27 protein-coding genes are annotated in these 24,528 nt (G+C 39.4%); all 27 read right to left on the reverse strand.

Features of this window, described 5'->3' with window-relative positions; translation table 11 throughout:
- Positions 1-148 precede the first annotated feature (148 nt).
- Positions 149-1,250 (reverse strand): peptide chain release factor 2 gene (gene prfB / locus PDT38_RS09230; protein WP_270800747.1). Its coding sequence is split into 2 segments (ribosomal slippage): positions 149-1,177 and positions 1,179-1,250, totalling 1,101 coding nucleotides; the frame shifts between segments, so codons are not numbered across the junction.
- Positions 1,251-1,310: 60 nt separating this feature from the next.
- Complete coding sequence (gene secA / locus PDT38_RS09235; protein ID WP_270800749.1) at positions 1,311-3,836, reverse strand: preprotein translocase subunit SecA; 2,526 nt, start codon at positions 3,834-3,836, stop codon at positions 1,311-1,313.
- Positions 3,837-4,000: 164 nt separating this feature from the next.
- Positions 4,001-4,555 carry a ribosome hibernation-promoting factor, HPF/YfiA family gene (gene hpf, locus PDT38_RS09240; RefSeq protein WP_270801711.1) on the reverse strand — a complete coding sequence of 185 codons (555 nt, stop codon included), beginning with the start codon at positions 4,553-4,555 and terminating at the stop codon, positions 4,001-4,003.
- Positions 4,556-4,701: 146 nt separating this feature from the next.
- Positions 4,702-5,079, reverse strand: a complete 378-nt coding sequence (locus tag PDT38_RS09245) for a hypothetical protein (protein WP_270800752.1) — start codon at positions 5,077-5,079, stop codon at positions 4,702-4,704.
- A 9-nt stretch (positions 5,080-5,088) separates the two neighbouring features.
- Positions 5,089-5,430 carry a flagellar protein FliT gene (locus PDT38_RS09250; RefSeq protein WP_270800754.1) on the reverse strand — a complete coding sequence of 114 codons (342 nt, stop codon included), beginning with the start codon at positions 5,428-5,430 and terminating at the stop codon, positions 5,089-5,091.
- A complete protein-coding gene (gene fliS / locus PDT38_RS09255; protein ID WP_270800756.1) occupies positions 5,430-5,831 on the reverse strand; it encodes a flagellar export chaperone FliS in 402 nt (133 codons plus the stop codon). The genes PDT38_RS09250 and fliS overlap by 1 nt, the downstream gene beginning before the upstream one ends.
- Before the next feature lie 21 nt (positions 5,832-5,852).
- The gene (locus tag PDT38_RS09260) at positions 5,853-7,331 is read right to left on the reverse strand and encodes a flagellar hook-associated protein 2 (protein ID WP_270800760.1); all 1,479 of its coding nucleotides are present in this window, start codon (positions 7,329-7,331) and stop codon (positions 5,853-5,855) included.
- 19 nt (positions 7,332-7,350) lie between these two features.
- The gene (gene flaG, locus PDT38_RS09265; protein WP_270800764.1) at positions 7,351-7,692 is read right to left on the reverse strand and encodes a flagellar protein FlaG; all 342 of its coding nucleotides are present in this window, start codon (positions 7,690-7,692) and stop codon (positions 7,351-7,353) included.
- A 166-nt stretch (positions 7,693-7,858) separates the two neighbouring features.
- The gene (gene hag, locus PDT38_RS09270; RefSeq protein ID WP_270800766.1) at positions 7,859-8,707 is read right to left on the reverse strand and encodes a flagellin Hag; all 849 of its coding nucleotides are present in this window, start codon (positions 8,705-8,707) and stop codon (positions 7,859-7,861) included.
- 245 nt (positions 8,708-8,952) lie between these two features.
- Positions 8,953-9,798 carry a flagellin Hag gene (gene hag, locus PDT38_RS09275; protein WP_270800768.1) on the reverse strand — a complete coding sequence of 282 codons (846 nt, stop codon included), beginning with the start codon at positions 9,796-9,798 and terminating at the stop codon, positions 8,953-8,955.
- A gap of 317 nt (positions 9,799-10,115) precedes the next feature.
- Positions 10,116-10,949 (reverse strand): flagellin Hag, encoded by an 834-nt coding sequence (gene hag, locus PDT38_RS09280; RefSeq protein WP_270800771.1) that lies wholly within the window; start codon positions 10,947-10,949, stop codon positions 10,116-10,118.
- A 245-nt stretch (positions 10,950-11,194) separates the two neighbouring features.
- The gene (gene hag, locus PDT38_RS09285; RefSeq protein WP_270800773.1) at positions 11,195-12,028 is read right to left on the reverse strand and encodes a flagellin Hag; all 834 of its coding nucleotides are present in this window, start codon (positions 12,026-12,028) and stop codon (positions 11,195-11,197) included.
- 453 nt (positions 12,029-12,481) lie between these two features.
- Positions 12,482-13,315, reverse strand: a complete 834-nt coding sequence (gene hag, locus PDT38_RS09290) for a flagellin Hag (RefSeq protein WP_270800775.1) — start codon at positions 13,313-13,315, stop codon at positions 12,482-12,484.
- A gap of 544 nt (positions 13,316-13,859) precedes the next feature.
- Positions 13,860-14,708, reverse strand: a complete 849-nt coding sequence (hag, locus tag PDT38_RS09295; RefSeq protein WP_270800777.1) for a flagellin Hag — start codon at positions 14,706-14,708, stop codon at positions 13,860-13,862.
- A gap of 104 nt (positions 14,709-14,812) precedes the next feature.
- The gene (gene hag / locus PDT38_RS09300; RefSeq protein ID WP_270800779.1) at positions 14,813-15,655 is read right to left on the reverse strand and encodes a flagellin Hag; all 843 of its coding nucleotides are present in this window, start codon (positions 15,653-15,655) and stop codon (positions 14,813-14,815) included.
- Between the two features lie 358 nt (positions 15,656-16,013).
- Positions 16,014-16,244 carry a carbon storage regulator CsrA gene (gene csrA / locus PDT38_RS09305; RefSeq protein ID WP_172298135.1) on the reverse strand — a complete coding sequence of 77 codons (231 nt, stop codon included), beginning with the start codon at positions 16,242-16,244 and terminating at the stop codon, positions 16,014-16,016.
- Entirely contained in the window at positions 16,238-16,669 is a 432-nt protein-coding gene (gene fliW / locus PDT38_RS09310) for a flagellar assembly protein FliW (RefSeq protein ID WP_270800781.1), read from the reverse strand. The genes csrA and fliW overlap by 7 nt, the downstream gene beginning before the upstream one ends.
- A gap of 16 nt (positions 16,670-16,685) precedes the next feature.
- Positions 16,686-17,255 carry a DUF6470 family protein gene (locus tag PDT38_RS09315; RefSeq protein ID WP_270800783.1) on the reverse strand — a complete coding sequence of 190 codons (570 nt, stop codon included), beginning with the start codon at positions 17,253-17,255 and terminating at the stop codon, positions 16,686-16,688.
- Positions 17,256-17,306: 51 nt separating this feature from the next.
- Entirely contained in the window at positions 17,307-18,215 is a 909-nt protein-coding gene (flgL, locus tag PDT38_RS09320; protein WP_270800785.1) for a flagellar hook-associated protein FlgL, read from the reverse strand.
- 10 nt (positions 18,216-18,225) lie between these two features.
- A complete protein-coding gene (gene flgK, locus PDT38_RS09325; RefSeq protein ID WP_270800787.1) occupies positions 18,226-19,746 on the reverse strand; it encodes a flagellar hook-associated protein FlgK in 1,521 nt (506 codons plus the stop codon).
- 17 nt (positions 19,747-19,763) lie between these two features.
- On the reverse strand, positions 19,764-20,246 hold the full coding sequence (locus tag PDT38_RS09330) for a flagellar protein FlgN (protein ID WP_270801713.1): 483 nt from the start codon (positions 20,244-20,246) through the stop codon (positions 19,764-19,766).
- Positions 20,247-20,260: 14 nt separating this feature from the next.
- Positions 20,261-20,527: a flagellar biosynthesis anti-sigma factor FlgM gene (flgM, locus tag PDT38_RS09335; protein ID WP_270800789.1), complete on the reverse strand. Its 267-nt coding sequence runs from the start codon at positions 20,525-20,527 to the stop codon at positions 20,261-20,263.
- An 80-nt stretch (positions 20,528-20,607) separates the two neighbouring features.
- A complete protein-coding gene (locus tag PDT38_RS09340) occupies positions 20,608-21,027 on the reverse strand; it encodes a TIGR03826 family flagellar region protein (protein WP_270800792.1) in 420 nt (139 codons plus the stop codon).
- 59 nt (positions 21,028-21,086) lie between these two features.
- The gene (locus PDT38_RS09345; RefSeq protein WP_270801716.1) at positions 21,087-21,776 is read right to left on the reverse strand and encodes a double zinc ribbon domain-containing protein; all 690 of its coding nucleotides are present in this window, start codon (positions 21,774-21,776) and stop codon (positions 21,087-21,089) included.
- Position 21,777: 1 nt separating this feature from the next.
- Positions 21,778-22,062, reverse strand: coding sequence for a late competence development ComFB family protein (locus PDT38_RS09350; RefSeq protein WP_270800794.1), 285 nt, complete (start codon positions 22,060-22,062; stop codon positions 21,778-21,780).
- Between the two features lie 55 nt (positions 22,063-22,117).
- Positions 22,118-23,545 (reverse strand): DEAD/DEAH box helicase, encoded by a 1,428-nt coding sequence (locus PDT38_RS09355; RefSeq protein WP_394356248.1) that lies wholly within the window; start codon positions 23,543-23,545, stop codon positions 22,118-22,120.
- A gap of 115 nt (positions 23,546-23,660) precedes the next feature.
- Entirely contained in the window at positions 23,661-24,503 is an 843-nt protein-coding gene (locus PDT38_RS09360) for a DegV family protein (protein ID WP_270800813.1), read from the reverse strand.
- Positions 24,504-24,528 lie beyond the last annotated feature (25 nt).

Genomic DNA, 24,528 nt, shown 5'->3' on the forward strand with positions numbered 1-24,528 from the left:
ATCTTTACCAATCGAGAGTATAGCATTTTGCAAGTCTTTAGTAAATAACAGCCTAATAACGTATTACTCAAATAAAGCATGAACCATATCTTCAAAAATGAAGCCAGTGAAGAAAACTCCACTGGCTTCGAATAGTCCATTTGTCTGTTTAAGATAGTTTTGAACGTAAATAAGCATCAATAAAGATATCAATGTCTCCATCCATCACAGCTTGTACATTCCCCATTTCCGTATTCGTTCTATGGTCTTTGACAAGTGAATAGGGGTGGAAAACATATGAACGGATCTGGCTTCCCCAACCGATCTCTTTTTGTTCTCCACGAATTTCATCAAGCTGTGCCTGCTGCTCTTCAATGCGCCGCTGATACAGTTTTGATTTCAGCATTTTCATCGCATGTTCACGGTTTTTAATTTGCGAACGTTCTGTTTGACAAGTGACGATGACACCTGTCGGTAGGTGGGTAATTCGGACGGCCGAGTCTGTCGTATTGACATGCTGTCCCCCGGCTCCACTGGCCCGGTATGTGTCTACCTTAATATCTTCTGTTCGAATTTCAATATCAATTTCTTCATTGAATTCTGGCATCACATCACATGAAACAAATGAAGTATGCCTGCGTCCAGACGAATCAAACGGAGAAATTCGCACAAGACGGTGGACACCTTTTTCGGCTTTTAAATAACCGTAAGCATTATGCCCTTTAATGAGAAGTGTTACAGACTTGATTCCCGCTTCATCACCCGGAAGATAATCAAGTGTCTCCACTTTAAAACCGCGACGCTCAGACCATCTTGTATACATTCTGAGAAGCATTGAACCCCAATCTTGTGATTCGGTACCGCCGGCCCCCGGATGAAGTTCCAAAATAGCATTGTTTTTGTCATATGGTTCACTTAACAATAATTGAAGTTCAAACTCATTAAATTGCTTCGTCAAACTTTTCAACTCAGTGATGAGCTCAGCTTGTAATTCATCATCAGGATCTTCTTTTAACAAATCATGTGTCATCTGTAATTCTTCATGTGATTCGCTTAAGCTTTTATATGTGTTAACATAATCCTTTAAAGCATTCGCTTCATTTATGATGGTCTGTGCTTTTTGCTGATCTCCCCAAAAACCAGGGTCAGCCATCTGTTCTTCAAGTTCGCTAATTTTTGCTTCCTTTGCTTCGAGGTCAAAGAGACCCCCTAAAATCAGCTAATCGAGAAGCCATATTTTCAAGTTCTTGCCTAATTTCAGTTAATTCCATTAATCTTCACCTCATTCAATATTAAAACAACTCAAAATAAAAAGAGGCGCTCACCTCTTTTTATTCTGTTCTTCCGCAGCAATTTTTGAATTTTTTTCCACTTCCGCAATAACAAAGGTCATTTCGTCCAATATCGATGACTTTACGCACAGGTTTTTTCTTAGCTTGTTTAGCCTCTTCGCCTTCTTTTGGTTGATGGGCTGTTGTTTGTCCTTTCACAACCTCTTCACGCTCAAGATTGGTTTCAATTTCAGCCTTCATCACATATTTTGCGACATCATCTTCAATGGCAGCGATCATGTTTTCAAACATTGCAAAGCCTTCCAGCTGATATTCGCGTAACGGATTTGTTTGAGCATAGGCGCGTAAATGGATACCTTGGCGAAGCTGATCCATTGCATCAATGTGGTCCATCCATTTCGTATCCACTTCGCGAAGAACGATTACTTTTTCAAATTCGCGCATCTGCTCAGGGCCATATCTTTCTTCTTTTTGGTCATATTTTGTCTTGATACGATCAAAGATAAGCTCTGTCATTTCATCTGGTTCTTTGCCGTAAATATCGCTTTTTTCAAGTTCGCCTTCATCAAGGAAGTTCGCATTGATCAATTCGACAAGACCTTCCAGATTCCAGTCTTCAGGTAATTCTTCTTTCGGTGTGAATGAAGCGACAGCCCGATCAAGAGAAGACTGGATCATTCCTTCAACAATGGAGCGTAGGTTCTCTGAATCAATCACTTCAAAGCGCTGTTTATAGATGACTTCCCGTTGTTGGCGGAGTACATCATCATATTGCAAGAGCTGTTTACGAGCATCAAAGTTGTTTCCTTCGACACGTTTCTGCGAAGATTCAACCGCTTTTGAGACCATTTTACTCTGAATCGGTGTAGAATCATCCATTCCAAAGCGGTCGAGCATTCCCATCGTCCGTTCTGCTCCAAACCGTTTCATTAATTCATCTTCCATTGAAAGATAAAATTGAGTAATACCAGGGTCACCTTGACGTCCTGAACGTCCACGCAACTGATTATCGATCCGACGTGATTCATGGCGCTCAGTACCAATTACAGCAAGACCACCAAGCTCTTTCACACCTTCTCCAAGCTTGATATCTGTTCCCCGTCCGGCCATGTTTGTCGCGATCGTCACCGCACCTTTTTGACCAGCGTTTTCGATGATCTGTGCCTCACGTTCATGGTTTTTAGCGTTTAAAACTTGATGAGGAACCCCTTTATTCTTAAGTAGTTTTGAAATTAATTCAGATGTCTCGACCGCAACTGTCCCGACAAGAACAGGCTGCCCTGTCATATATCGCTGAGCGACATCTTCTGCCACAGCTTTAAATTTCCCTTCCATACTGCGATAGATTAAATCAGGGCGGTCATCACGGACAATCGGCATATTGGTTGGAATTGACACAACCTGCATGTTATAAATGTTGCGGAATTCTTCCTCTTCTGTTTTCGCTGTACCCGTCATACCAGCTAGTTTTTCATACATGCGGAAATAGTTTTGGAATGTAATCGTTGCAAGTGTCATGCTTTCATTTTGAACTTCCAGACCTTCCTTCGCTTCAATCGCTTGATGAAGTCCGTCACTGTAGCGTCGACCTTTCATTAGACGACCTGTAAAGGAATCGACAATGACAACTTGTCCGTCTTCCACAACATAATCAACATCGTTATGCATTGCTGCATGTGCTTTAAGTGCCTGAGCAATATGATGGTTTAATGCTACATGGCGCACATCAAATAGGTTTTCAATCCCAAACGCTTTTTCAGCCTTTGTCATTCCTTCTTCAGTGAGCTGAACGCCTTTTGTTTTAATATCATATGTGTAGTCTTGTTCTTGTTTTAATGTACGAACAAACGCATTAGCCTGCACATAGAGTTTGGTCGATTTTGCCGCTTGCCCCGAAATGATCAGCGGTGTTCGCGCTTCATCGATTAAGATGGAGTCAACTTCATCAATGACAGCAAAATGAAGTGGACGTTGAACCATTTCCTCTTGATAAAGAACCATGTTATCCCGTAAATAATCAAAACCTAGTTCATTGTTAGTGGAATACGTAATATCAGCAGCATATGCTTCACGTTTCTCATCTTTAGAAAGACTGTTTAAATTTAAGCCAACCGTTAAACCGAGAAATTGAAAGATCTGGCCCATTTCTTCAGCATCACGACTCGCCAAGTATTCGTTGACTGTGACAATATGAACACCTTTACCGGAGAGGGCATTTAAATAAACAGGCATCGTCGAAGTCAATGTTTTACCTTCACCTGTTTTCATTTCTGCAATGTTTCCTTCATGGAGTGCAATACCACCCATCAACTGAACTTTAAATGGAAACATTCCTGTTACACGCTGAGAGGCTTCCCTGACGACTGCAAAGGCTTCAACTAAAAGCTCGTCTACAGTTTCGCCATTTTCAAGCCGCTCTTTAAACTCAGTGGTTTTCTTCTTGAGCTCCTCATCAGTAAGTTGTTCCATCTTCTGCTTAAGTCCGTCAATTTCATTTGCCTTCTTTTCATAACGGCTGAGTGTGCGTTTTGTCGGATCAAACACTTTATTTAAAATTCCAAGCATAGAATAACGCTCCTCTGTTAATATCCTTGTTTAACATTGTAAACAGTAAATTTATATATCCTCTATCATATCACACCTTTTGTTAATTCCAAACAATTTGCCATATGAGGAATAAAAAAAACCTCTCCCGAAAAATCCGAGGAGAGGAGTTGTGAGTTTATTTTTTATTCATTCGGTTCAATCAAACCGTATTTTCCGTCATTTCTCCGGTAAACGACATTGGTTAGATTGGTTTCGGCGTTCGTAAATACAAAGAAGTTGTGGCCTAGCATATTCATCTGTAAAATCGCTTCTTCATTGTCCATCGGTTTTAAATTAAACCGTTTTTGCCGGACAATCTGAGGTACCTCATCGGTCTCCTCATCAGCTATTGCAACGCCTGTTTCTTCCGTAAACAAATACTTAGGGAAGCCATTTTCACGAAATTTTCGGTTTACTTTTGTTTTGTGTTTGCGGATTTGACGTTCCAATCTGCTTGTTGCAAGATCGACTGCATTGTACATATCTTCATGATGAACTTCTGCACGGAGAGAGAGGTCTGTCATTGGAATTGTCACTTCGACCTTTGATTCCTGATCATTATAGAACTTTAAGTTGACGTGAACATTCGCATCAACGTTATTTTCAAAATAACGTTCTAGCTTTCCAATTTTCTTCTCGACGTGTTCTCTTAACGCTGTTGTTACCTCAATGTTTTCTCCTCTGACGTTGTACCTCATCAAAAGAACGCCTCCTTTATATTAAGGATATGTTAATACATTTCGCCTTATCCCTACTAAACTCCTGCTTAGGACGCAAAAATCATGTGAAAAAAACATGATTTTTGGCGAAATTTGTTTCATTCCAAGGTCACGACTGTTGAGTGTTAATGAATGACATACGGCTTCATAGATTGATGAACCCTCTCCATCCATTGTTGATACAGTGGTAAAAAGCGGTTTTGTAAATAATCTTGAAATTCGGAAGAAGGAAAAGAGCGATCAATCAAGCTGTCAAAATCACTGAAAACTCTGTCAAATAAACGGATAGAGGCTTGTATACTGTTCCCCTGCATTATCGCAAGAAGAACAGAATGTGATGAATCGAGATGAAAAAACGCATAGATGAGATCATTAAAAATTCGTTCACCTTCCGTTTTTGACAAATTCCGATCTGCCTCAATTAAATAGTAAAGCCCTTCCTCAATTGTAAAGAGAAGCTGATAATAGGTGGACAAGAGCATATAATCTTCAGTTTTTGTCAAAGACATCACCTATTTACGCTTGTCATAATATGTGCCGTCAATCGTCACATTTTGGTATGGCGTTACGTACGTTTGATGCAAAGCACGCTTTTTCTTTACTTGAATCAGCTCTTTTTTGATATCCTCCTTCAGTCTTTTCAGTTCAGTCATGATCAATGGCTCCATTTTAACGACTTGCTCCAGCTGCAGCTTTTCTTCATGAGAAAGCGGCGGCTTGATCTCATCAATCAAGCCTTCACGTTTCTCAAGATAATCTTCAATCCTCTGGAGCAGCTCATCACTTTCAGGAATATCCTTTATTTCGGATAGTATGTTCTCGGTTTCACTTAATAACAGCTTTATTCTGTTCATTATGCTTGCCCGCCTGATCCGAAGCGCCCTTGTCGTTCAATTTGAAGGGCCTGTTTCCAGGCATCGCGTAAGTCTTTTACATAACCTTCGACTTCCGTCAAAATGTCTTTATCATTTTTAATATTCGCTTCAATTAAACGACGATGTATATAGTCATACATTGCACCCATTGATCCAGCCATTTCAACCTTTTTGTTTAAGGTCAAATTTAACTCTTGGATAATGTTTTGTGCTTTAATCAAATTTGTATTTTTTTTCTCGATATCCTTTTGTTCAATCGCCTGTTTCGCCAATTTCATAAATTTAAGACAACCGTCATATAACATGAGCGTCAATTCACCAGGACTTGCCATGGTAATTGAATTTTGCTGATAAGCTACATATGGATTGTTTAAAGCCATTGTTAATCCTCCAGGTTACGATTATTGTCCAAGCAATTGTGACAGATAAGCCGATCGCTCATTCATCTTTTGAATCGCTTTTTCCATCGCCGTAAATTTCGCATAATAGCGATTTTCAATCTTTGTCAAACGATTTTGTAAAGATGACATATCAGATTCAACATTTCTTATATTTTTTCCGATTGAAGATTGAGTATTTGGCATGAGTGTGTTTCCAGCTTTATCTTCAATCAGTTTCTTTGTATCTGTTAATGAAGACTGAAGACGCCACAAAATCCCTTTTTCATCATAGTTCGAAGTACTTGTGCCTGCTGTAAAGAGGCTAGCCACCTTTTCGGGATCTTCTTGAATTTTCGCTTTCAGTTTTTCTTCATCTATCTCTAAATGACCACGTTGATTATACAATTTTGAAGTGTTAATTCCAAACTGTGTCAGCTGAAGAGATTCTCCATTTACAGAGACATTCGAGTAAAAGTCCGTCCGCATTTTGTTCGTACCACTGCTTAAGATCGAGTCATTTCTTAGCAGTCCACTTTTTGCTTTTTCTTCCCAAAGTTCGATCTCTTTATCTTTCATTGATTCTTTTTGTTCGGCTGTCAGCGGTCGAAAATCTCTGTATTTTTTCTCATGCAATTTACCGGTTACAGTATCAACAAGATCATTATACTTTGTTACAAACTCTTTAATTTTATTATATACCCCATCAACATCTGTAGAAACATCAATTGATACAGCAGTTGAAGTTGTATTTTTCAGTGAATATGTGACATTATTGACCGTGAAATTGTTGGATGTTTTCTCCATTTGTAAACCGTTAATGACAACTTCTGCGTTTTGCCCCGTTTGACTGGCGACCATCTTGTTATCAGCATCTAGCGCAAATCCGAGCTGACTTGTCATAAAAGTAGCTGTTGCAGCATCACCTGCTTGAATACTGCCGCCTGCTCCTGTCGTTTTCGAAGTGAAGGCGATTGTTTCGACGTATTCCGTTCCATTAAATATTTTATCTTTAATGGCGGTTACACCTAAACCTGATGTATTGATTTTAGAAACGATGTTATCCAATGTATCTGTACTGGCAACAGTAATATTTACTGCTTTAGCGGTAGATTCTCCAGGAGCAGTCACATTGAAGGTTAATGTTTGATCACTGCCTGTGTAACCTGAAATATCAGCTGACTTATAAGTTGCCGCAGTTGCTAATCGATTAATCTTGATCGTGCTTGAAGCGGAGCTTGTTGTGGCTGTTGCTGTTACTGCTGACTCATCAGAGCTTGTCACTTTTTTTGCACCATATGTGCTCGGACGGAGCATCGAGTATATTGAATCCTGAAGTTCTTTCACTTTCTTATTCACATCACGATAGCTGTCACGCTGCCATTCTAACATTTGTTTCTTTTGTGCCAATTTATCAAGTGGGACACGTTCCGTTTGCATTAATTTGCTGACGATATCATCGATATCCATTCCTGTAGCTAACCCTGAAATCCTCATGACCATTTTATCAATCACTCCTGTTCTATGTTGATTTATCGACAATTAACCCCATAAACTCTGCCATAGCCGCATAAAAATCAAGCCAATGTTTAGGAGGAATCTCTCGAACGACTTCTTCTGTTTGATTGTCGACAACTTTCACATAATATTCACCAAGTTTTTCATGAAGTTCAAACTTAAGGTGAACTTGTGAAGGTTCCATTAGTTTATTTGCCCCTTGCACAGTCTTTTCAAGCTGCTCATATGAGACTTTATTTGAAGCAGGCTGCTGTACCTGTTTCGTTTCATCTCGCTGCTGATTCATGATTTGTGTCTTATAAGCATCAATAATAGGTTGAAAAGATGTCAGTCTTCCGATCGACAATTTTTACCATCTCCTATCCTATATCTAAAATTTATATCGGCAAAACGCCAAGTATATTGAATATTTTTTAAAAACTTGTTTTGATCAGAAAACAGATCTTTAGTATAAATTGTAGCGAAACATAAAAAAAGACCTTGGCAAAACGCCAAAGTCTTTATAAAGCCTATTAACGTAACAATTGAAGAACGCTTTGTGGCTGTTGGTTTGCTTGTGCAAGCATTGCTTGAGACGCTTGAGAAAGAATGTTGTTCTTTGTGAACTCACTCATTTCTTTCGCCATGTCAACGTCACGGATACGAGACTCTGCTGCTGTTAAGTTCTCAGATGCTGCACCAAGGTTGTTGATTGTGTGTTCAAGACGGTTTTGTACCGCACCGAGGTTTGCACGTTGAGTAGAAACTTGACCAATCGCTGCATCAATACCTGCAAGTTGAGCATCAAAATTATTAGTAGTAAAATCAGTTACGTTAAGTGCACTAACTTTTACCGCTGCACTTCCTAAAACTGTTGATGCCATACTTCCAACATTCACTGTTAATTGTTGTCCAGCATTTGCACCAATTTGGAAGATAAGATCTCCTGTTCCAGATGCAAAGCTACCATCTAACAATTTTTTACCGTTGAATTCAGTACGGCTTGAAATACCATCAATTTCACTTACTAATGCATCCATTTCTGCATCGATCGCAGTTAGATCTTCAGCTTGTTGTGTACCTGTGTTTCCCGCTTGAACCATAAGTTCACGCATACGTTGAAGGATCGCATGTGTTTCAGTTAGTGCACCTTCAGCTGTTTGGATTAAAGAGATACCATCTTGAGAGTTTTTAGAAGCCATTTCTAGACCTCTGATTTGCCCTCTCATTTTTTCAGAGATTGCTAGACCTGCTGCATCATCTCCAGCACGGTTGATGCGTAATCCTGAAGATAATTTCTCCATGTTCTTTTGGCTGGCGCTGTTGTTTGAAGACAAACGGTTTAGCGTGTTAAGCGCCGCAATGTTGTGGTTGATTCTCATTATGTAATTCCTCCTTGAGTGTTTGTTTGCACGTCCATGTGCATGATCTGTAACAGCCAGATGGACTGTTACATCTGTTATATCGGAATTGAACAGGAAATGTTTAGCTAAAAAAATAAAAAACGCTATTTTTTTTCTAACATTTAGCTGACTTCCCAACAAAACGTTTTTACAACCTTGTTTTGAAAGTCAAGAACGGCAAAAAAAAGACCTTGGCAGAGTGCCAAGATCTTTTCCAGTATTGATTAACGCAATAATTGTAGAACGCTTTGCGGTTGTTGGTTTGCTTGCGCAAGCATTGCTTGAGACGCTTGAGAAAGAATGTTGTTCTTTGTAAACTGGCTCATTTCCTTCGCCATATCTACGTCACGGATACGAGACTCTGCTGCTGTTAAGTTCTCAGATGCTGCGCCAAGGTTGTTGATTGTATGTTCGAGACGGTTTTGTACCGCACCAAGTTGAGCACGTTGCGTAGAAACTTGGGTAATCGCTTCATCAATACCTGTAAGTTGGTTATCAAAAGAAGTCCCAGCAAAGTTTGTTACGTCAAGTGCACTAACAGTTACAGTCGTACCTAAATCTGCTGCTGCCATACTGTTAACATTCACTGTCAATTGTTGTCCAGCATTTGCACCAATTTGGAAGATAAGATCTCCTGTTCCAGATGCAAAGCTACCATCTAACAATTTTTTACCGTTGAACTCAGTACGGCTTGAAATGCCATTTACTTCACCGATCAGTGCATCCATCTCTGCTTTAATCGCAGTCAAATCTTCAGTTTGCTGTGTACCTGTGTTTCCTGCTTGAACAGTTAGTTCACGCATACGTTGAAGGATTGCATGTGTTTCAGTTAATGCACCTTCTGCTGTTTGGATTAAAGAGATACCATCTTGAGAGTTTTTAGATGCCATTTCTAGACCTCTAATTTGTCCTCTCATTTTTTCTGAGATTGCTAGACCTGCTGCATCGTCTCCAGCACGGTTGATGCGTAATCCTGAAGATAATTTCTCCATGTTCTTTTGGCTAGCTGCACTGTTTGAAGACAAACGGTTCAGCGTATTAAGCGCTGCGATATTATGATTGATTCTCATGTTAAATTCCTCCTTGAAATGTGTTTATTTGCACATCCATGTGCATGTTTTGAAGCATTCCAGTTGGCCGCCTTCCTGCCCGTTACATTCTTTATATCGGAGTGAACATAAACTTTTTTATGATAAAAACCTTCCTACCTTGGAAAGAAGTACACATAAAAAAACACATTGGCATTGCAGGTAATTAAAAGAGAGGTGAAGTTATACTTACATTTTAATTAATAGACTCATCCAGACTTTAAACTTTGTCGGCAAATAAGTTAAACTGACATAAAAAAGACCTTGGCAACATACCAAGATCTCTTTTCTTAAATTGACTAACGTAACAATTGCAGAACGCTTTGCGGTTGTTGGTTTGCTTGCGCAAGCATTGCTTGAGATGCTTGAGAAAGAATGTTGTTCTTTGTGAACTCACTCATTTCTTTCGCCATGTCAACGTCACGGATACGAGACTCTGCTGCTGTCAAGTTCTCAGATGCTGCACCAAGGTTATTAATTGTATGCTCGAGACGGTTTTGTACCGCACCTAGGTTTGCACGTTGCGTAGATACATTTGTGATTGCAGTATCAATAGCGGCAATGTAAGTGTTAAAGTTTGGTGGAGTCGTTAACAAAGAAGTAACATCGATAGTTGTAGCATCAACTCCAAGAGCAGTAGCACCCATATTACCAATTGTGACATTCAGTTGTTGGGTCGCGTTTGCACCGATTTGGAATGTGAAACTAGGAACAGTACCATTCAACAATTTTTTACCATTGAATTCAGTACGTGTTGAAATCCCATCAATCTCCTGAATTAATGCATCCATTTCTGCATCGATCGCAGTTAGATCTTCAGTTTGTTGTGTTCCAACGTTACCGGCTTGAACAGTTAGTTCACGCATACGTTGAAGGATCGCATGTGTTTCAGTTAATGCACCTTCAGCTGTTTGGATTAAAGAGATACCATCTTGAGAGTTTTTAGAAGCCATTTCTAAACCTCTAATTTGCCCTCTCATTTTTTCAGAGATTGCTAGACCTGCTGCATCATCTCCAGCACGGTTGATACGTAAACCTGAAGATAATTTCTCCATGTTCTTTTGGCTTGCACCGTTGTTTGCAGATAAACGGTTTAGCGTGTTAAGCGCCGCAATGTTGTGATTAATTCTCATTATGTAATTCCTCCTTGAGTGTTTGTTTGCACGTCCATGTGCATGATCTGTAACAGCCAGATGGACTGTTACATCTGTTATATCGGAATTGAACAGGAAATGTTTAGCTAAAAAAATAAAAAACGCTATTTTTTTTCTAACATTTAGCTGACTTCCCAACAAAACGTTTTTACAACCTTGTTTTGAAAGTCAAGAACGGCAAAAAAAAGACCTTGGCAGAGTGCCAAGATCTTTTCCAGTATTGATTAACGCAATAATTGTAGAACGCTTTGCGGTTGTTGGTTTGCTTGCGCAAGCATTGCTTGAGACGCTTGAGAAAGAATGTTGTTCTTTGTAAACTGGCTCATTTCCTTCGCCATATCTACGTCACGGATACGAGACTCTGCTGCTGTCAAGTTCTCAGATGCTGCACCAAGGTTATTAATTGTATGCTCGAGACGGTTTTGTACCGCACCAAGGTTTGCACGTTGCGTAGATACAGTTGTAATCGCAGTATCAATAGCGGCAACGTATGTGTTAAAGTTAGCTGGAGTTGCTGTCAAAGTTGTTACATCGATAGTTGCAGCATCAACTCCAAGAGCAGTAGCACCCATATTACCAATTGTGACATTCAGTTGTTGGGTCGCGTTTGCACCAATTTGGAAGGTGAAACTTGGAACAGAAGCATTCAACAACTTTTTACCATTGAATTCAGTACGCGTTGAAATTCCATCAATCTCTTGGATTAATGCATCCATTTCTGCATCAATTGCAGTCAGATCTTCAGCTTGTTGTGTTCCAACGTTTCCTGCTTGAACAGTTAGTTCACGCATACGTTGAAGGATCGCATGTGTTTCAGTCAATGCACCTTCAGCTGTTTGAATTAAAGAGATACCATCTTGAGAGTTTTTAGAAGCCATTTCTAGACCTCTGATTTGTCCCCTCATTTTTTCAGAGATCGCTAGACCTGCTGCATCATCTCCAGCACGGTTAATGCGTAAACCCGAAGACAATTTCTCCATGCTCTTTTGGCTAGCAGCATTATTTGAAGACAAACGGTTCAACGTGTTAAGCGCTGCGATATTGTGGTTAATTCTCATTTTTATTTCCTCCTTGAAATGTGTTTGCACGTCCTTGTGCTTATTTTGTAGCATTCAGGTCGGTCGCCCTTCCTGCCTGTTACATACTTTATATCGGAAATTGATAGACTTCTTTTATGATAAAAACATTCCTAAGTTGGAAATATGCACTATAGTAAAACCGGAACAAATTCCCCTAAAAAAATTCACGTCAGAACTAGCAGAAAATCAGTTTTCAGTGGTAACCAGTTATACAAAGATTTAAGTCGTGATGGATCTAATTTAAATAGCAAATAATCCCCAGATGGTTGTTTCAAAAATCATAACTTTGACTACTTATAATGGCTGATATCCATATATATATTTAATCTAATTGAATCCATCATCAACTTCTTGACAAAATGAGCTTCCAGTACGAACTCTTTTAAATAAAACAAGACCTTGGCAAAATACCAAGATCTTTTCCAGTATTGATTAACGCAATAATTGAAGAACGCTTTGCGGTTGTTGGTTTGCTTGTGCAAGCATTGCTTGAGATGCTTGAGAAAGAATGTTGTTCTTTGTGAACTCACTCATTTCTTTCGCCATGTCAACGTCACGGATACGAGACTCAGCTGCTGTTAAGTTCTCAGATGCTGCACCAAGGTTGTTGATTGTGTGTTCAAGACGGTTTTGTACCGCACCAAGGTTTGCACGTTGAGTAGATACAGTTGTAATCGCAGTATCAATAGCGGCAACGTAAGTGTCAAAGTTTGCTGGTGTTGCTGTCAAAGTTGTTACATCGATGGTTGCAGCATCAACTCCAAGAGCAGTAGCACCCATATTACCAATCGTAACATTCAGTTGTTGGGTCGCGTTTGCACCAATTTGGAAGGTGAAACTTGGAACAGAAGCATTCAACAACTTTTTACCGTTGAATTCAGTACGCGTTGAAATTCCGTCAATCTCTTGGATTAATGCATCCATCTCTGCATCGATTGCAGTCAGATCTTCAGCTTGTTGTGTTCCAACGTTTCCTGCTTGAACAGTTAGTTCACGCATACGTTGAAGGATCGCATGTGTTTCAGTCAATGCACCTTCAGCTGTTTGAATTAAAGAGATACCATCTTGAGAGTTTTTAGAAGCCATTTCTAAACCTCTAATTTGTCCTCTCATTTTTTCAGAGATCGCTAGACCTGCTGCATCATCTCCAGCACGGTTAATGCGTAAACCTGAAGACAATTTCTCCATGTTCTTTTGGCTTGCACTGCTGTTTGAAGACAAACGGTTCAGTGTGTTAAGCGCTGCGATATTGTGGTTAATTCTCATTTGTATTTCCTCCTTGAAATATGTTTGCACGTCCATGTGCATATTTTGTAACATTTAGGTCGGCTACGCTTCCTGCCTGCTACACTTTTTATATCGGAGGTGAAAACAACCTTTTTCATGATAAAAACCTTCCTGCATTGGAAGGAGTTGTTTGACCAAAAACCAGTCAAAACTGGCTATCAGCTTTACAGGCGAGGACAGTAATCAATTAATTAAAAGGACTTGCTTCATAGATTCACATTAAAAATGAAGGATAGTAGCTGCCAATATCCAAAATTCATTATAATGGTTGCCTGCACAAACTCATGTAAATAAAACAAGACTAATTCAACATTTAGATAACAATAAATTACCACCAGCTGTCTAAAAAATTCTTTATAAACTGCATCAGAAGTTATCGCGATACCCCAACGAGCTCAGAGGAGACTCGGGAACGCTCGCGAAAAGCAAGTAAATTCCCCTATTTTTATAAATGCACACTACTTTCAGGACAACGCCTAAAAAAAGACCTTGGCAAAATACCAAGATCTTTTCCTAATTTCTATTAACGCAATAGTTGAAGAACACTTTGCGGTTGTTGGTTTGCTTGCGCAAGCATCGCTTGAGACGCTTGAGAAAGAATGTTGTTCTTTGTGAACTCACTCATTTCTTTCGCCATGTCTACATCACGAATACGAGATTCTGCTGCTGTTAAGTTTTCAGATGCTGCACCAAGGTTGTTGATTGTGTGTTCAAGACGGTTTTGCACTGCACCAAGGCTAGCACGCTGTTTAGAAACACTGTTGATCGCTGCATCAATACCTTTTAGTTGGTCATCAAAAGAAGTAGTAGCAAATTTTGTGACGTCTAGATCATTCACTTTTACCGTTGCACTTCCTAAAGCTGTTGATGCCATGCTATCAATATTAACTTTTAATTGTTGTCCAGCATTTGCACCAATTTGAAGAACAAGATCTTCTGTTCCAGATGCAAAGCTACCATTTAACAATTTTTTACCGTTGAATTCAGTCCGGGTTGAAATGCCGTCAACTTCAGATTTAAGCGCATCCATTTCTGCTTTGATTGCTTCAAGATCTTCAGTTTGTTGGGTACCTGTGTTTCCAGCTTGAACAGTTAGTTCACGCATACGTTGCAAAATTGCATGTGTTTCAGTTAATGCACCTTCTGCTGTTTGGATTAAAGAGATACCGTCTTGAGAGTTTTTAGATGCCATTTCTAGACCTCTAATTTGGCCTCTCATTTTTTCAGAGATCGCTAGACCTGCTGCATCATCTCCAGCACGGTTGATACGTAAACCTGAAGAAAGTTTTTCCATGTTCTTTTGGCTGGCACCATTATTTGAACCTAAGCGGTTCAGTGTGTTAAGCGCTGCGATATTGTGGTTAATTCTCATCCTGAATTTCCTCCTTGATAGGTCTTATATATAACTAAGTTCAATATATATTTAAGTAAAAATACACTTTGTTAACTATAGTGCCGCAAAAAAGTAAGCATTAATTAACGCAATAATTGAAGAACACTTTGCGGTTGTTGGTTTGCTTGTGCAAGCATTGCTTGAGACGCTTGAGAAAGAATGTTGTTCTTTGTGAACTCGCTCATTTCTTTCGCCATGTCTACATCACGGATACGAGACTCAGCTGCTGTTAAGTTTTCAGATGCTGCACCAAGATTGTTGATTGTATGTTCAAGACGGTTTTGTACCGCTCCTAGGCTAGCACGTTGTTTCGAAACAGTGTTGATCGCTTCATCAATACCTTTTAGTTGGTTATCAAATGTATTAGTCGTAAAATCTGCTGCGTTAAGGTCACTAACTTTTACAGTTGTACCTAATGATCCTGCCGCCATGCTATCAATATTAACTGTTAACTGTTGACCAGCATTCGCACCAATTTGGAATGTAAATCCTCCTGCTGTTGCTACAGTGCCATCCAACAGTTTTTTACCGTTGAATTCAGTCCGGGTTGAAATGCCATTCACTTCGTCGATCAACGCAGTTATTTCAGATTGGATTGCAGTACGATCTTCAGTTTGTTGCGTTCCTGTATTTCCCGCTTGGACCATAAGTTCACGCATACGTTGAAGAATCGCATGTGTTTCAGTTAATGCACCTTCAGCTGTTTGAATTAAAGAGATACCATCTTGAGAGTTTTTAGATGCCATTTCTAAACCTCTGATTTGGCCTCTCATTTTTTCTGAGATCGCTAGACCTGCTGCATCATCTCCAGCACGGTTGATACGTAAACCTGAAGACAATTTCTCCATGTTCTTTTGGCTGGCACCATTATTTGAACCTAAACGGTTCAGTGTGTTAAGCGCTGCAATATTGTGGTTAATTCTCATTTTCATTTCCTCCTTGAAAGGTAAATGTGTTCTAATTGCACTTCCATGTGCAGTTTGTAGCATTCAGTGAGCTCTTTCTGACTGTTACATATTTCTATATCGGAGCGAAGAAGGAAATGTTTAGAATAAAAATAGAAAAACTTCTCTTTTTTTGTTAAATTATTGTTCTGTGTGAAACGAGGCTTTACTAAGAACTGATAAATATTCAAAAACCTGCTCTTTAAGTACCTTTATTTGTCTGGCAACCACATAAACATTCAATACTACTCCAAATTAAAAAAGCCGGCAAATTGGTCCTTTAAAAAAGACCAAACTGCCAGCTTTATAATCGAAAAAAGAATTAAATATCAGCTCTGTATTATTCCTCACCTTTTTGTAAAGATAACTTCGTTAAGAGATCACTTGAAAAAGATGCGGCCCGGTTGTTTTCTTCTTGAATGGCCAAATAAATTTCTTTGCGATGAATATCAATTCGCTTCGGAGCATCAATACCGATTTTCACCTGATCTCCTTCAACAGCGATGATTTTGACTTCAATATCGTCACCAATTTTAATCGCTTCATTAAGCTTGCGAGATAAGACTAGCATGCTCCCCCTCCTATCGCATGTTTCGTTTGATATGGAGAGTTTGGTAAAATCACTTGTTTAGCTAGCATTTGTTTACGGTTGACAATGATTGGCGCCATTAAATTTGCAGTTGTTTTTTCAAATGGATCTTCAATTGTTAAAATCGTCATCACTTCTACATCTTCAGAAGCTTCAATGTTGAGAGACTCAACTGTCGCTTCATCAAGATCAAAGGCATAATCTTTAAAAAAGACAAACGGACTTGTCACGATAAAAGCGAGCTCTTCCATCTCAGTCGATTGGAGAACAAGAAATGGCGAATCTTCTGACAGCGGCAAAATGACAAACTTTTTTTCATCTTTAAATCCAGGCAGTCCACTTTCAAAGACAATAATTTGGTTTTCATTAATATTCGTTTCTCCATGATACTTCGTTTTAATGATCATTATTCACGATCCTTTACTATTGTTTTGGCTTTGGATATTCCACATCTATTTTTAACTCGGGATATTGAAGCATGTCAACTTTCACACTACCTGGCGTATAGTCGACTACTGGTTTATTCGGTGTAAATTTAATCACCGGTTTATGTGGTGTCGCCTTAATATCTACTTCTGATGGTGTATACTCAATTTTCACCCTTGAAAAAGTAGGTGAAGAATGAATACCAATTTGAACAGGCTCTGGTTCACTGTTTCTTCTCGCTTGTTCTGCAATCGGTTCGCCACCATTTTCAATTCTCATTAATTCGTCACCTTCTTCGGCAGTGCGCGCGATTCCGTCAATACAATCTTGCTGACCTTGTTGGGCAGCTTCTTCAATTCTTTTAAAAATATGCTTCCTATCTAAGTCTTCCCAGGCTTTTGTCTGATCAATCGTCAGTTTTGAAGGTTTAACAGATATGTCCAGTTCAGCATGAGGCTGCTCAATTTCCATATCAGCATGAGGCTGTTCCATCTCTAGTTTTGCCGGAGTAGTTGTTAAACCAATTCGTGCCGGTACGCTTTCCATTATCAGCCTTGGCAGCTGCATTTTGGTTACCTCCTTTTGTTGAAAAAAAAGCAACTCACGAAAGAGTCGCTTTTATCTTAAAAAGTCAATTAATGTTGGCTGAACAATTTTTGCATTGACAGAAAGTGATGCTCTGTGAACACTTTGCTGTGTTACAAAGTCTGAAATCACTTTTTCAAGCTCAACATCTTCATTATCTGATAACACTTTTGTCGCTGTCTCTTCCTGCACATTTAACCGAGTATTGATTAATTCAAGGCGATTATAGCGTGCACCGACATCTGAGCGCTCTGCACTCATCGTGTTCGTGAACTGATCAATATCAGATAAAATGGTGGTCATTCCGCCCAAAGACCCTGATTTCAAAGCTGTCTCTAAGGAATCAATCATTTCAAAAACATTTTGTCCATTTCCTAATTGACCGCCAAAAGCTGAAATTGGGTTTGAGTTCACTTTTAATGTTGCATTACTGGAAACATTGACATTTACATCAGATGTGCTTGTATAACTTTCAAAGTTATACGTATAAACACCACCGCTTTCTACAATTGGGGCAACATCCGAGTTTGTTCCGTTAAAAATATAACGCCCATTTACTTGCGTATTAGCAATTTGAATCAGCTGTTCCTTCAGTTGGCCGACTTCAACTCCAATCGCCTGTAATTCCGCATCACCATTTGTGCTATTTTCAGCTTTAACAGCAAGTTCTCTGATTTTCCCCATGACATCGGTGGCTTCTGTAATGTTTGTCTCTGTATTTTCAAGCCAAGTAAAAGCTTGTGAAGCATTGCTTTGATATTGCTTTACTTGGGATAATTGTGTATTGTATTTCAAACTTTTCATCGCAACAATCGGATCGTCTGATGCTTTTGTAATCTTTTTGCCCGAAGCAATCTGGGATTGAAGCTGATCCAATTTTCCATAGCTAGAACTGATATAACGCAAAGAGTTTTTTGCGATCATCCCTTGGGTTATCCGCATTAAGCCTTACCTACCTTCCCACGACACCCATGCCGTTGATAATTTTATCAAGGATTTCATCCTGTAGCGTGATCATCCGTGCCGCTGCATTATAAGCATGCTGAAATTGAATCATGTTTGCCATTTCTTCATCAAGAGAAACAGCACTCGTTGACTGGCGGTTCAATTCAGCTGAATTGAGAAGTGTTTCTGTATTTTTCGCCATACGGTTCATTTCCTGAGCTTGAACACCCATCTCTCCGACAATACCAGCGTAATAATCCATAACACTAGCCGTTTTTCCTCCAATTGTCATTTTGCTTGTGAAAACAGCCGCCAAATTGGTTGCATTTGAGTTATCACTTGTTTCACCATTGAGTGAAGCAGCGATATTTCCCCCTTTAGAACTGAGGATATCATCGGCCACTTTGATCTTAGCTGCAGCTCCTTTTGTCGGTATGCCTCCACCGGCAAATTCAAAGAAAGCACCGCCCGGAGCACCTGTAGAAGTCACTCCATTTTGATGAACAGTATTAAATGCGTCAGCAAAAGCAAGCGCTATTTCATCAAGGTTTGCAAGCATTTGTGGATATGTTCCTTTTTCATTACCACCAGACATGTATCCGAATGATTCGACTAAACCCAACAAAGACCCTTTACTTGTAAACGCATCTGCAGCAACGTTGGTCGCCCCTAGTGATATGCTTGTAACAAGACCTGTCGTGCTATCATAGTTCGCTTTGACATTTTCAGCTGTAAAAGTTGGACCGTCAAGAATTTTCCCAAGGGGCAAACCATTACTACCTAGAACTTCAACAGAAACAAGCCCTTCCGCAGTTGGAAGTGAATGACCACCTGTTTTCGTATAGCTGACTTTAATACTAACTTTTGAAGAGAGCTGATCAAGTAAAAGATCACGCTTATCATACAAATCATTTGGCAGATAACCGTTTGGCTCAACCTTTGCAATTTGTTCGTTCAAACCATTCAATTGGGACAGCAATGAATTGATCGTCATAACATCCTGTTCAAGCTGATCACCTAAATTAGTTTTCACAATGCTCAATGACTCTGACAAATGATTAAACGTCTCAGCAACTGCCTGCCCTTTTTGCGCAACAACAGAACGAGCACTTGACTCATTAGCATTGTTCGTCAATTCTTGAATAGAATTCCAAAATGAATTAAGCACACTGTTTAAACCGGTGTTATCTAGGTCATTCATAATGCCTTCCATTTGTGAGAAAGCATCGACTTTCGTGGTATAGTAACCCGCATTTGTGCCTTGCAATCGATATTGATAATCAAGAAAACTGTCTCTTACTCGTTCAACTGAACCAACTTCAACACCTGTTCCCATTTGCCCTGCAAGTTCGACAGCATTCCTTGATACCGTTGGATAAGGGGATGTCGCTTTAAAACCAACACGTTGTCTTGTATACCCTTCAGTGTTGGCATTTGAAATGTTATTTGATGTAACACTTAAAGCAGCCTGTTGGGCGGACAGTCCTCTTTTGGCAATTTCCAATCCCATAAAAGTTGGTATTGTCATAATTCTTTCCCTCCGTTCTAAGCCTTTGAATCGAAAAGAGAAAGCCGGCTGGAACCGCCCGTTTGGACTGGCTCTTGCGGTTTTCCATAATTCGTATTTCCTTCTTTCGGAAGAAGCATATCAAATGTCAGTGATATGAATTGCAGTGATTGAAAAGTCAGCTGCTTATTCAAAGCATTGACATCTTTTAAACGGATCAGTAGCTGTGAAAGTTTAGTAAACAGCTGTTCTAACACCGGTTTTTCACTGTCTTCCGCTTCACTGATGCATTTGTTAATGGTAGCATCGGAGTGGCCAAGACATGCAGCTGTTGCTTCAATACGCAACCTTTCTGTCTCTTCAATCGCCTGAACATACTTTTGTTCTTTTGTCACAATCTCTGAAAGCTGCTTAATTTCATTGTTCTTCAGTGCTTCCGTTTTTTGTTCAGACAATGTTAACAGATGCTCATGTAATTTACAAAGACGTTCCAGCTCTCTAATCACCTGTTTCACTAATATGCCTCCTTCTTCCTTTATTGCTGTTTATAAAAATTAACCATTTTTTCAGCTATACTTGTACGATCTATTTTGTATGTGCCGTTTTCAATGGCTGCTTTTAACTGAGCAATTTTTTCTTGGCGTTCTCGCATTAAATCAGGACTTTTCAGCAGCTCTTTTGCTTTTGCAGAAATTTCAACTTTATCCTCCTGCTGAGCTGCTGATTGAGCTGGTGATGTTTGTTTTTCAAAAGATTTATGATAAGGATTAATTGATTGTGTTCCATATTGGTTAATCTTCACTGGGATTCCTCTCGCTTTCCATCATAGTCATCTATGATCATACTCATTTTATCGTCTGAGCTGCAAGTTAGTTTAGGGAATCATTTATTTTTAGGATTAAAGTTATAGTACGTGCCTTTAGACCTATCTCTGATCTCTTTTTCAAGTTGTTCCATATGGTCCATTTGACTCATCTGCCCTGCTATATCTTGTTCACAGGCTGCACAATACCGACCAGCCCTGATTGAAGCTCCGCATCTGTCACATGGGTACCCGAGGTTGGGAAGATGAGAAATTTGAATTCTCTTTTGCTTAATAAACTTGAGAATTAATTCTTCATCAACACCCGTTTCTTCAACAATTTGCATCATTGTAGACTGGCGGTTTTTCTGTTTTTTAATAAATTTATATACTTTTTCAAAACAAAGCTCTTCTTCTTTGAGGCATTTGTGGCAAACAGTTTGAAAACTACTTTTCATAAACAACTCATCACATCGTGGACAATTCGCCAATTGACTCATAAATTCTGACTCCTATCGTTAAAATTCTACCTATTATATCGGCTGAGAAAAGAAATGATTTAACTTCGTATCAACGTGTAAGAAAATACCAATTTAGCCTCTCCACACAATGTCAGACATTCTGCTGCATGATGAAGGGTTGATCCTGTCGTATACAGATCATCAATCAGCATAATGTTCAACCCTTTAACAGAGCCCTTTTCCGTTTGAAAAATGGCTGTTCGCTTTAACCGTTCTGCCCTGCTTTTTTTTGATTGTTTTTCAGACTCAATTCTGGTTAATGGATGTATGACAGGCTTTTTTAATAAGGCTGCAAGCCGTTCTGCCTGGTTAAATCCTCTTTCTTTTTTTCGTTCTTCACTAAGAGGAATGGGGACTAAAGTAAGTTGCATCTGACGGTGGTACCGTTGAAAAGTGTTGATGAACGAAGGTTCAAAAGCGTAAACCAATTCAGCATCACCTCTGAACTTAAAGCGGGCTAGAACTTCTTTCATGAAGGAGTTGTATTGAAAAACGGAGCGGTTTTGCTGAAGGAGAGCGCGAGTTTTAGGATTGGCTTCCCATTTTAAACAGTCATCGCAAAGTTCTTCACTGTCTTGGGGACGGCCACACTTGCGACATATTTTTCTTGTTATTTCAAGAAAGCCTCCTGCACATTCTTTACATATTCTTTTTTCCTTTTGTAAACAGAATAAAGAACGCCATGTTAAAGAATGTGAAAGAGAAGCTTTGCAATTTAAACAAATCAGGTTATTCCCTTCCTTTCAACCTATTTTCACAAAGCGGATGGTCATTGACTTTTCTAGCTGCTTCAGCCAATGTAACAAGCATGGTTGTATTTTTTTGCTTATCGACGAGCTCTGCTTTAATGTAAGCTAGCTTGGACTCATCGGTGACATATTGTGGCTTCACTGAATTTAAAGCAAGTGCCAGCACATCTTCTTTACACCTTTTGCACATGCATTTCATGTGTAACTGGTCGATATACTGATGAAACAATTCTTCCATAACAGCTTCTTTGGCATTGACTAGCATTGGGATAACGCTCCTCTTTTTCATCTAATGAGTATATTTTACCATGAAGATATGACTAGTCAATCCACTTTTTCTTCCTAGCTATTGTATTCATATGCTGAATATGGTTAAAAGCTGATGTCATAGCACTAGTTATCCCAAAGTGAAAAAAATAAACTTCTCCATTTGTAAAACACGGATGCCTGCCGGCTCTTCCCGCCATTTGCACAAGGGCACTTTCACTAAAAATAGCGGCTTCCGCACCAAGAACTCCGACCTGGGCCTTTTTTACTGTCACTCCCCTTTCTAAAATCGTTGTTGTGACGAGAACATGGAATGAACCTTCTCGAAACCGCTTCACTTTTCCTTTTCTATTTTTGTCATAAGCATGTACACCTTCAACAAGAAATTGATTTTTTTGAAGAATACTAACCACTGATTCAAGTACTAGAATAGACGGAACGAATAAAAAAACAGGTTGGTTTTGATTTTGATGTTGGAAGAGCCACTTTTTGACTACAAAAGGGATTTTCCCACGAAAGAGGTTTCTCCTCCAGTTCCCGCACCATTTAAATAAAGGTTCTGGCAGTGGCTGACGATGGTATCTGGCGGGAATCCGCACGACAGGTAGCTGACTTTTCTTAGCATGCCGCTTCATTTTAGAAGAAGGTGTAGCTGTTAGATAAATTCGGGCACATTCTTGTCTTCCTGCTTTTTTCGTAGCATATTGCAATGTTCGATCAAAAGAATATGGAAAAGCATCAACTTCATCAATGATGATGACATCAAACGCTTCTTTATAACGCATCAGCTGATGAGTTGTGGAAACCACAAGAGGTGAAAGTTTTCCTCTGTCTTGACTACCTCCATACAAAACAGTTATTTCCTCACCTTTAAAAGCTTTTTTTAATCGCGGGGCAAGTTCGAAAACGACATCAGTTCTCGGTGTAGCAATACATAGCCGCAGTCCTTGTCGCAAGGCATATTCAATTCCTCGAAAAAGAAGTTCTGTTTTACCTGAACCACAAACCGCCCAAATCAAAAGCTCTTTTCTTTTACGAATCGCTTCTACAACCGAGACAGCTGCTTTTTCCTGGCCAACCGAAAGACGGCCTTCCCAGGTCATTTCGACTGACGGGCGTTTGGAAAGATCTTTACCATGCCAAGTCAATAGAGGTATACATTCACTTACTCTGCCCATCATCACACATGAACGACAATAGACACAGTTTTTTTTACCGCAATTCTCACATGGGAATTGTGCAAACAAGTCATGATGATGTTGACCGCAACGTCGGCAAATCCAACCTGTTTGCGTTTTCACAATCGATTTTTCAGCTTTTATGTCCCCTTTTTTAATATACCAAGCAATGACATCATCGGGAAAAGGAAGTTCGTTTTGAAGAAGATGCCGGAATTCTAGAAAAGAGCGAAGTTTTTCGGAAAATGACAAGGGAATGTGACCATTATGCTGATCAGATTGTTTGATATATTTCACCTCCAATGGTTATCAGTATGGATCGTTTTTGTTTTAAAGTAAAATAAGCAAAATCAAAAAATAGTGTCAAAAAACAGACTAAAAAAAGAAAATCCCCGCTTTGCAAAACGGAGACTTTCTTTTATGCTATATACCAGGCAATACCCATTGCACCTTCACCGAGGTGCGTACCGATGACAGGACCGAAATAGCTTTTATAGAATTCTACTTGTGGATATAGCTCTGATAGCTCTATAATGATCTGATCGGCCTCTTCCTCTCGATTAGCATGAATCACAACTGCTTTCAATGGTTTTCCTTTTTTGGCATCTTCACCAAAAAGCTCATATAGACGGTTTAGTGCTTTTTTCCTTGTTCGAATTTTTTCAAACGGGACAATCAGCTTATTCTCAAAGTGTAAGATCGGCTTTACTTTTAAAAGGCTCCCAACAAAAGCTTGCGCACCAGTCAATCGACCGCCCCTTTGCAGATGAGAGAGATCATCAACCATGAAATAGGCCCTCATTGTGGTCTTCATATCATTCAAATGGCTAAGGATTTCTTCAGGCAATGCACCATTTGCCGCTAATTCTGCTGCTTTAAGCGCATAAAAACCTTGCGCCATACAACTGATTTCTGAATCAAATGGATATACTTTGATGTCTTCCAGTATACTGTTTGCTGACACGGCACTGTTGAACGTCCCGCTAATTCCGCTGGAAAGATGAATACTGATGACTGCATCATAACTGTTTGCTAGCTTCTCATATAGAGCGATCAATTCTCCGTAAGCAGGCTGTGATGTTTTCGGGAGAGTTTCATGAGCTTTGACTTCTTGATAATAGTCCTGCCAGCTCATATCAATTTCTTCTTTATAAGAATTTTCTCCAAATATCACGTTAAGCGGTATCATGTAAATATGATAGCGTTCGCGAAGTTCTGGAGGTATATATGCGGTACTGTCTGTTACTACTGCTGTTTTCATAAATAAACCTTCCTCTTATGAAAGA

Source organism: Bacillus changyiensis, assembly GCF_027706145.1.
Classification (GTDB): Bacteria; Bacillota; Bacilli; order Bacillales; family Bacillaceae; genus Bacillus; species Bacillus changyiensis.

What these genes read in the sequence shown, in the direction of transcription:
- fliS (WP_270800756.1), bottom strand. Translation starts at nt 5,831, where the DNA reads ATGGCTTTAAACAATCCATATGTAGCTTATCAGCAAAATTCAATTACC.
- PDT38_RS09250 (WP_270800754.1), bottom strand. Translation starts at nt 5,430, where the DNA reads ATGAACAGAATAAAGCTGTTATTAAGTGAAACCGAGAACATACTATCC.
- flgL (WP_270800785.1), bottom strand. Translation starts at nt 18,215, where the DNA reads ATGCGGATAACCCAAGGGATGATCGCAAAAAACTCTTTGCGTTATATC.
- secA (WP_270800749.1), bottom strand. Translation starts at nt 3,836, where the DNA reads ATGCTTGGAATTTTAAATAAAGTGTTTGATCCGACAAAACGCACACTC.
- hag (WP_270800779.1), bottom strand. Translation starts at nt 15,655, where the DNA reads ATGAGAATTAACCACAATATTGCAGCGCTTAACACACTGAACCGTTTA.
- csrA (WP_172298135.1), bottom strand. Translation starts at nt 16,244, where the DNA reads ATGCTAGTCTTATCTCGCAAGCTTAATGAAGCGATTAAAATTGGTGAC.
- hag (WP_270800768.1), bottom strand. Translation starts at nt 9,798, where the DNA reads ATGAGAATCAATCATAATATCGCAGCGCTTAATACGCTGAACCGTTTG.
- PDT38_RS09315 (WP_270800783.1), bottom strand. Translation starts at nt 17,255, where the DNA reads ATGCAGCTGCCAAGGCTGATAATGGAAAGCGTACCGGCACGAATTGGT.
- hag (WP_270800773.1), bottom strand. Translation starts at nt 12,028, where the DNA reads ATGAGAATTAACCACAATATCGCAGCGCTTAACACGTTGAACCGTTTG.
- hpf (WP_270801711.1), bottom strand. Translation starts at nt 4,555, where the DNA reads ATGAGGTACAACGTCAGAGGAGAAAACATTGAGGTAACAACAGCGTTA.
- flgK (WP_270800787.1), bottom strand. Translation starts at nt 19,746, where the DNA reads ATGACAATACCAACTTTTATGGGATTGGAAATTGCCAAAAGAGGACTG.
- PDT38_RS09260 (WP_270800760.1), bottom strand. Translation starts at nt 7,331, where the DNA reads ATGGTCATGAGGATTTCAGGGTTAGCTACAGGAATGGATATCGATGAT.
- PDT38_RS09360 (WP_270800813.1), bottom strand. Translation starts at nt 24,503, where the DNA reads ATGAAAACAGCAGTAGTAACAGACAGTACCGCATATATACCTCCAGAA.
- PDT38_RS09350 (WP_270800794.1), bottom strand. Translation starts at nt 22,062, where the DNA reads ATGCTAGTCAATGCCAAAGAAGCTGTTATGGAAGAATTGTTTCATCAG.
- hag (WP_270800777.1), bottom strand. Translation starts at nt 14,708, where the DNA reads ATGAGAATTAACCACAATATCGCAGCGCTTAACACACTGAACCGCTTA.
- fliW (WP_270800781.1), bottom strand. Translation starts at nt 16,669, where the DNA reads ATGATCATTAAAACGAAGTATCATGGAGAAACGAATATTAATGAAAAC.
- hag (WP_270800766.1), bottom strand. Translation starts at nt 8,707, where the DNA reads ATGAGAATCAACCACAACATTGCGGCGCTTAACACGCTAAACCGTTTG.
- hag (WP_270800775.1), bottom strand. Translation starts at nt 13,315, where the DNA reads ATGAGAATTAACCACAATATCGCAGCGCTTAACACACTGAACCGTTTG.
- PDT38_RS09340 (WP_270800792.1), bottom strand. Translation starts at nt 21,027, where the DNA reads ATGAGTCAATTGGCGAATTGTCCACGATGTGATGAGTTGTTTATGAAA.
- hag (WP_270800771.1), bottom strand. Translation starts at nt 10,949, where the DNA reads ATGAGAATTAATCACAACATTGCGGCGCTTAACACGCTAAACCGTTTA.